The sequence below is a fragment of the Synechococcus sp. R6-10 genome (assembly GCF_047461815.1).
Classification (GTDB): domain Bacteria; phylum Cyanobacteriota; class Cyanobacteriia; order Thermostichales; family Thermostichaceae; genus Thermostichus.
Genome location: NZ_JANSHW010000166.1, coordinates 1 through 7,694 on the forward strand (window position 1 = coordinate 1; position 7,694 = coordinate 7,694).

Here is a 7,694-nt window from a genome sequence, read left to right on the forward strand (position 1 = left end):
ATACGGCGTACCCTCTGGCTGGCTTTTAACCCGGAGCGCTATCAATCGCAGGCAGCCACCCGCTTCCTCCAAGGGCTGCTGACCCGCCAAGACTGGCTGAAAACTCCCCCGCCCCATTTGCAGTTGATCGGCTAAGTTGCGATGCGTTACGGTCTTTTCCGAGTTGATGGGATCCCAGGTAGATTCCGGTGGATTGAGCAGGATCCCTGTTCAAAGAGATACGAGAGATATTTCCGTATAGGTGCATTCGCTGTAGCCAATGCTGCTCCGGAAGAAACTGCATCTGCTGAATCTGTCTGTGTCTACTGACCCCAAGCCGATGACCAGGCAAACGCTGTTGGAACGACTCCCCCTGGCCCAGCGCTTGGCGGAGTTACAGGCCCGCGTTCAAGAGATCCCGCTGCACAGGGTGAAATTGGAAGGGTTGAACATCGCAGGGGCAGAGTCCTGCTGGGCTGCCTATCGAGACTGGGGAAAAGGGATCCCACTGCTGTTTCTGCATGGCTTTATGGCCACTCATGCCAACTGGTGGCCGCTGATGCAAGGGTTGGGAGACGAATATCGCTGCATTGCCTTGGATTTACTGGGGTTCGGGCAGTCCGGCCAACCGGCCTTGCACTACGACATCGCTGCAGAAGTAGAGTTTGTGCGCGGATTTGTCCAAAGGCTGGGCCTAGCTGCTCCGGTTTTGGTGGGCCATTCCTTTGGGGGATGGGTGGCGGCAGCTTACGCCGTGCGGTATCCGCTGCGGGGGTTGGTTTTGTTGGCTCCTGCCGGGATCCGCGACGACAGCTTTGTGAGACGCTACAACCATTTGCGGCCCTTGCTCTGGGAAAGCGCTTGGGTGGATTGGCTGTTGCGGGCGATCGCTCCGCTGGCCCGCTGGTGGCATTGGGAAGACAAGCTGGCCCAGCTCTTGTGGTTGCGGGGATCCCTGCGTCAGCAGCCGGTCGCTCGGCAATTTCTCCGACAACGTCTGCGCCCACAAGCTGCTGTCGATACGGTTGAACGTTATCTCAACTACATTCAGGCCCCCACCCTGGTGATCGCCGCCGAACAGGACGACACCATTCCCCTCTGGCACTGCCAAACCTATGCCGAAGGGATCCCTGGGGCTCAGCTCAAGATCCTGGCCGGGGCCGGCCACGCCATCCCTGCCTTGCATGGGGAACAGGTGCTGCCCCTGATCCGGGAATTTCTCGACACAGCCCTTTCCGCACAATGCGGGCTTTGAGCTGGGGCTGTAGCGTATGGCCGAGAGAGGAATGCCGCTTGCCAGATGGCGATGCCCGATAGGCGACGGAGCGCCGCCCAAGGGGAACGCCTGACCCTAACCAGCGGGCGGTTTCTGCTAGAAACCCATCAGACGAGCAACAGCGGACAGCTCAGGGACAACGCCGGTGTGGATAGGAGCGGATCCCTGGTGGCTGGCCGTGTCCGGATCCTTAAGGCCATTGCCCGTCAGCACGCACACCACCTGTGCTCCAGCAGGCACCTGCTCTCGCCATTTCAGCAATCCTGCCACCGAGGCCGCGCTGGCCGGCTCGCAAAAGATCCCTTCTTCGGATGCCAGGAGACGATAGGCTGCCAGAATCTCCTCGTCGGTGACGCTATCCACCTGACCGCCGCTCACCTGCACTGCCGCCTTGGCCTTCACCCAACTGGCAGGATTGCCGATGCGAATGGCCGTGGCCACCGTCTCTGGGTGTTCCACCACCCGGTTCAACACCATGGGGGCAGCACCGGCAGCCTCGAAGCCGTAGAGACGAGGGCGACGGGTAGCCTTGCCCTGCTGGCGGTACTGGCAAAACCCCATCCAATAAGCCGTGATGTTGCCCGCGTTGCCCACCGGAATACAGAGCCAATCGGGGGCATCCCCCAAAGCATCCACCACCTCGAAGGCGGCGGTTTTCTGCCCTTCCAAGCGGAAGCGGTTGACCGAGTTCACCAGGGCCACCGGGTAGGTTTCCGCCAGCTGCCGCACCATAGCCAGCGCTTGGTCGAAGTTGCCTTGAACGGCGATGATCTCCGCCCCGTACATCAGGGTTTGGGCCAGTTTGCCTTTGGCCACGTAGCCATCGGGGATCAGCACATAGGCCCGCAGACCTCCTTTGGCCGCAAAGGCAGCAGCCGCCGCCGAGGTGTTGCCGGTGCTGGCGCAGATGATCGCCTCTGCCCCTGCCTCTTTGGCCTTGGACACGGCCATCGTCATACCCCGATCCTTGAAACTGCCGGTGGGGTTGAGGCCCTCCAGCTTCAGGTAAACTTGGCAGTCTCGCCCCAGCCGTTGGCTCAAAGCCGGGGAAGGCACCAGAGGCGTGTTGCCCTCATGTAGCGTGACCACAGGTGTGCTGGCGCTGACGGGGAGCCATTCCCGATAGTGCTGGATCAGGCCGGGCCAAAGCCCCACTTGCGCGCGGGATCCGGCTATACGAGGGGGATGGGTGGGATTCAGGGTCGCCATGCCGCAGAGGACACCGAGGCTAATCAAAGACCGGCTTTCTCACTGTAGCTGTTCGTGGAGGGGTTCGTATCCACCTCCCGCAGCGGCGGCAGAAACATCTTCCTGATCCCCTCTCTTCAGAAGCTGGGGAGCGGAGGAGCTGCAGGTCGCAAGGCCAGAGCCTGCACCAGAGAGCGCAACTTCAGACGAATCTCGGCCAGCTCTTGCTCTGGGTTGGAGTCAGCCACAATCCCGGCACCGGCATACAAGCGGGCCCAATTCCCCCGAATTAGGGCGGAGCGGATCCCCACCACAAACTCGCCATTGCCCTGTAAGTCTACCCAGCCCAAGGGAGCGGCATAGCTGGAGCGATCAAAGGGTTCCAACCGCTCTAGCCACTGCAGCGCCGCCTGTTGGGGATACCCTCCCACCGCTGCCGTCGGGTGGAGCTGGGCCAGCAGATCGAACAGATGTACATCGGCGGGGAGCTCCGCCTCGATCAAGGTTTGCAGATGCTGGATGTTGGCTAGACGGAGCAGCCGCGGTTGCGGGGAAATGCAGGGATCCATTCCCAACCGACCCAGAGCCTCCTGGATCGAGCGCACCACCCACTCATGTTCTCGGCGGTCTTTGGCGCTGCAAAGCAACCTCTCGGCCAGCACCTGATCCTGGTGGCTGGTGGCTCCACGGGCTGCAGAGCCGGCTAAGGCATCGATCTGCGCCCGACCTTGCCACACGGAAAGCAAGCGCTCCGGGGTGGCCCCCAAGAAAACCTGGGGAAAGGCCCCCTCTTGGACCAGGGGGAGAGGCCTGGCCGGCAAATTCCCCCGAGCATCTGCCTCCAAGGACTTCGGCCCGCTGACGCCAGCGGCAAAGGCAAAGATGCTGCAATCGGGATGATCTGTTTCCAGGTAGGCCAGCAGGGACGGGATTGACGGCGGGACAGGCAAGTGCAGATCCACGGCTTCGGCCAGCACCACTTTCTCCAGGGATCCCGCCTGAATCACCTGCAGGGCTTTTTGGATGCGCGCCAAGAGGGGGGCTTCCTCCAAGTTCACTGGCACAGGAGCTTGCAATTCCCACGAGGGCAAGGGGGATCGAGAAAGGCGCTCCATTTGGGCAAAAAAGGCGGTGATCTGCCCGGCCAAAGCTGCTAGGTCACTTTCGGGAGCAATTTCCAGATTGAGCCGCGCTACCGTCAGGGATCTCCAGGAGCCTGGTACCTGCAACAGTTGCCAGCGCGGCAGAACCAGCGCCGCCCCCCCATCACTCCTGGGGCTGAAACTGAGGCGACAGAAACACAGAGGGCGTTCCTGCCGGCTGCCTGGGGATCCCCCCACCTCAGAGGGCTCCATTCTGCCGACGCAAGCGGTATGGACATGGGGCTGCAGCTCTTCCACAAAAATCCGCGCCGCCTGCAAGCCCCCTTCTCCCGAGAGATCGACCCGCCGCAGGGATCCCCACCCCAGCACCCGCACCCTTTCCCCGCGGGCCTTGTGGGAGAAATAACAGTAGCTCGGGAATCGGTTCGTGGGGAGAGAACCCAGCTTCTGGGCCAGCACCGCCAGCGGATCCAGCTCTGGGATGGGCTGCGACAAGCTGAGGATTTGGGGCACGCCCCGCGCCCGCGCCATCTGTTGGCAGGCGGTTAGGAAGGGATCCCAGTGGCGCCGATCCCTCGCCTCGTCCGTCCAGGTAGAAGTGCGAGTCGGCGGCCATGCTCTCGGCCACTCCAGGCACTCAAGCGTACCGTGGGCATTCCGAGGGGAAAGAGAAGAGGTCATGCGAAAGAGCAAAGAGAACGATCCCACCTTGGCCGAAAACAGGACACCTGTCGATGGAGACCGGCAGGAGATGACTTTAGGATAAGAGATTAGGAGAAGAGCCGGCAGCCCGGGCTTTTGGGGGCCAGATCTGAGGAGCTTCTTCACGGACTGCAAAGTTTCTTAGCATCCTGGAGAATGCTTCCTAAGGCGCTCTACCTTACAGAACAGATATAGACAGATCCGGAGACGGGCCCCAGAGCAGGCTTGCTCCCCAAGGAGAATTCGCATGCATCCAGATGTCAGCCAAGTGCAGCCAGCAGCAGAGGCCGCATGGAGCAACCGCTCTCGCCGGCAATTGTGGATGGCTGCCCTTAAGCCCCCCATGTACAGCGTGGCGATCATGCCCATCTGGGTGGGATCCGCCATTGCCTATGCCCAGTCAGGGGTGCTGGACTTGGGGGTTTTGGGGGTGTTTTTGGGAGCCGCCATCTGCATCTTGGCCTGGGTCAACATCAGCAACGACGTGTTCGATGCCCAGACAGGGGTGGACAAAAACAAACTCCACTCGCTGGTCAACCTGACGGGCAAGCCGGGGCAGGTGTTTTGGGTGGGGAATGCCTTTTTGGCCCTGGGTCTGCTGGGGATCCTGTGGCTGAGCTGGCGGCAATCGGATCCCACGGTGCTGCTGTTGGTGCTGCTGGCCTGCGGGCTGGGCTATGCCTACCAAGGGCCGCCCCTGCGCCTGGGCTACCAGGGCCTGGGGGAGATCCTCTGCTTTTTCAGCTTTGGGCCGCTGGCGGTCTCGGCTGCCCACTACAGCCAAAGCCAGACTTGGTCGCTGCCGGGGTTAGCGGCCTCACTGGTGGTGGGAATGGCGACCAGCTTGATTTTGTTTTGTTCCCATTTCCATCAAGTGCAGGATGACCTAGCCTGCGGCAAGCGCTCGCCGGTGGCCCGCCTGGGAACCTTGCGCTCGGCCCGCCTCATCCCCTGGCTCTGCGGCAGCCTTTTTGGCCTGATGCTGCTGTTTGTGGGGCTGGGGATCTTTCCAGCTTGGACCCTGCTGAGTTTGGCCGGGATCCCGTTTGCAGTGCGGCTTTCCCGCCTGCTGGGTACCTATCACGATCAGCCGCAGCGGATTAGCCACTCCAAGTTCATCGCCGTCAGTCTCCATTTTTGGCTGGGGCTGTTTCTGGGGCTAGGGTTCATCCTCAGCCGCTATGGCTGAAGGCTGAAAAGTCGGCTTAAGGCTAGGTGTGCGCGGGATCCCTCCGGTGCAGCCGGCAAAATGGGATAAGCTACAGCCTAGAGTGCTAGCTCAGAGCGTTGGCTCCAAGGGGAGTGGTCAGTTCGGGTCGAGGTGAGGCGGCAGCAAGAATAGGATGGGGCGATTCTTCAATTCCAACCTGGGAGTGGCGCTGTTGGGGAGCAGCATCTTGGCTGCTTTGGTGGGCTGGGCCTTGTCGATCGACATCGAAGAAGTGAAGGTGGAGTCTCCTCCCCCCGACCAGCCCCTCTCGGTCAGCCGCAGGGTAGATATCTTGGGTCGTCGGGGAGGCCATCAGCGGTGGCGACTGATCGCCGAGCAGGTGGATCTGGCAGCCGGGCAACAGGTATTTGAGCAGGGGGCGCACGGCTACTTCTACGGAGAAAGCGCCGACCGACAGGAAGGGGTGCCGGATCCCTTTTTTGATAGCAGCGAGCAGATGACTTGGCGGGCCAAGCGAGCCCGCTACAATGCCACCGCCGATGAGCTGTATTTGGATGAGGAGGTGGAGGTGAGGAGCGGCGACGGCAGCCTGCTCTTGACCAGCGCCTTGAGAGTCACCCCTGAAGAGCGCATCGAGGTGCCGGCGGAGTTCACCCTCAAAGGCCGGGAAATGGTGCTGCAGGGCCGCTCCGGTTCGTTTAACTTTCAGTTTGCCCTTCTCAGGGCCGAGCAGGGCAAGCTGATAGTGTTGCCCCCAAACGGCTCGGCACCCACCTCCACCACCATCACCGCCGACCAGATCACCTACGACCGCACCAACCAGGTGGCCGAGGGGAAAGGGAACCTGCGCATTCGCGAACGCGGCATCGAGATTCGCGCTCCCCAAGGCACCTACCTGCGCCAGCAGGCCCAAAGCATTCTCTCCGGCGGTGTGGTGTTGCAAGAGGTGGCCGGCGACAGCAGCCGGGATCCCTTATTGGCCGATCTGCGCTTGGCCCAGGCCTCTCCCGGCCCGGAGGCGACCCCAGACCAACAGGATCAAGAAGTCACCATCATTGCCGACCGCCTCACGTACGACCGCAACACACAAATTGCCCAAGGGGAAGGCAACCTGGAGATCCGCCAGGGGGAAACCATCATCCAGGCGGCCCAGGGCACCTACCGCCGCCGCGAATCCCAAAGTCTGTTGACGGGAGGAGTTACCCTGGAAGAACCCGGACGGGTGCTCACCTCCGCCCGCCTGGAGGGCAACCACCGCGACAAGATCTTCTTCTTTGAAGACAACGTCCTTTACCGGCAGATGGCTGCCTCTACCCCCACGCCCGGCGGGGGATCCCTGACGGAAGAACTGCGCCAAGCCGAAACCGAAGTGCGGGCTGCCCGCCTGGTTTACAACTCCCGCACCGGTACTTCCGAGTTTAGCGATGCCGTCGAGTTTATCCAGCGGGGACGTAGGGCCAAGGCCAACCAGGCCACCATCACCCCTGAGAAAGTGGAGCTGCGGGGAGAGGTGGTGATCGAGCAGATCGAGGGGGAGTGGCTGGCGCGGCGGCTACAAAACCCGGAGACCCAGGCCGATGTGGATCAGCCGACGGTGATCTACGCCGACCGGGTGGAGATCGACCAAGCCAGCGGCGATGCCCGCTTCTTCGGCAATGTGGTTATTGTGCAGGCCAACCGCGCCATCGAAGGGGATCGCGCCGATTACTTTGACCGAGAACAAATTTTCAAAATCAGCGCCGAACAGGCTCCTGTGGTGCTCTGCGATCGGGGAGAGGTCGGCCGCCTTCCCGGGGAGAGCACCCAAGCTCTGCCGGGCCGCAACGCGCTGGATCAGATGTGCCGGGGCGCCAATCGCCTCAGTGGCAAGCTGGTTACCCTGAACATAAAACAAGATGAATACACCGTCGAAGGGGACGGGCAACAGCAGGGCATGTTTCAGTTTCGCATCACCGACGCCCTCTGATGGGATCCCCCCTCGGGGAGCCATCTGTGGTTTTTGATCGTCCAGGTTTGGCTGAGGTTGTGATCCGAGGTGATGTCATGACGGCTCCACTCGCCGAGGGCAAACTGCGCAGAACCCCTGCTCAAGCGGGCAGCTTTTGGGGATCCCTGAGATTGGGAGCTGCCTTTTTGGAGTTTTATCTCTTCAAAGAGATGATCCGCCCCTTCTTTCTGGGGGTGGCCGGGGGGACGGTGCTGATGCTGGGCAACCAGCTGTTTATCTACACCGATCTGCTGGTGAAAAAGGGCGCCCCTCCCCTGACCATTTTGC

5 protein-coding genes and 1 pseudogene are annotated in these 7,694 nt (G+C 61.6%); 4 read left to right on the forward strand and 2 right to left on the reverse strand.

The genetic code is table 11. The annotated features are described in order from the left end of the window. Positions 1 to 298 precede the first annotated feature (298 nt). Positions 299 to 1,234 carry an alpha/beta fold hydrolase gene (locus NW837_RS05440; protein ID WP_414329690.1) on the forward strand — a complete coding sequence of 312 codons (936 nt, stop codon included), beginning with the start codon at positions 299 to 301 and terminating at the stop codon, positions 1,232 to 1,234. 117 nt (positions 1,235 to 1,351) lie between these two features. Here the strand turns inward: NW837_RS05440 and thrC are convergent, their stop codons facing one another. Both thrC and NW837_RS05450 read right to left on the reverse strand, forming a co-directional pair. Beyond that, positions 1,352 to 2,410, reverse strand: coding sequence for a threonine synthase (gene thrC, locus NW837_RS05445; protein ID WP_011433867.1), 1,059 nt, complete (start codon positions 2,408 to 2,410; stop codon positions 1,352 to 1,354). A gap of 170 nt (positions 2,411 to 2,580) precedes the next feature. Beyond that, complete coding sequence (locus tag NW837_RS05450; protein ID WP_414329692.1) at positions 2,581 to 4,239, reverse strand: isochorismate synthase; 1,659 nt, start codon at positions 4,237 to 4,239, stop codon at positions 2,581 to 2,583. A gap of 331 nt (positions 4,240 to 4,570) precedes the next feature. Here NW837_RS05450 and menA point away from each other — a divergent pair, with 331 nt between their 5' ends. The 3 genes and pseudogenes from menA to NW837_RS05465 all read left to right on the forward strand — a co-directional run. Then, positions 4,571 to 5,437 carry a 2-carboxy-1,4-naphthoquinone phytyltransferase gene (gene menA / locus NW837_RS05455; RefSeq protein ID WP_414329695.1) on the forward strand — a complete coding sequence of 289 codons (867 nt, stop codon included), beginning with the start codon at positions 4,571 to 4,573 and terminating at the stop codon, positions 5,435 to 5,437. 154 nt (positions 5,438 to 5,591) lie between these two features. Beyond that, positions 5,592 to 7,385: an LptA/OstA family protein gene (locus NW837_RS05460; protein WP_414329693.1), complete on the forward strand. Its 1,794-nt coding sequence runs from the start codon at positions 5,592 to 5,594 to the stop codon at positions 7,383 to 7,385. A gap of 77 nt (positions 7,386 to 7,462) precedes the next feature. Next, positions 7,463 to 7,694 (forward strand): annotated as a pseudogene (locus NW837_RS05465) (YjgP/YjgQ family permease); the annotation flags it as partial.

Coding starts and splice junctions, on each gene's coding strand:
- NW837_RS05460 (WP_414329693.1), top strand. CDS start 5,592: ATGGGGCGATTCTTCAATTCCAACCTGGGAGTGGCGCTGTTGGGGAGC.
- menA (WP_414329695.1), top strand. CDS start 4,571: ATGGCTGCCCTTAAGCCCCCCATGTACAGCGTGGCGATCATGCCCATC.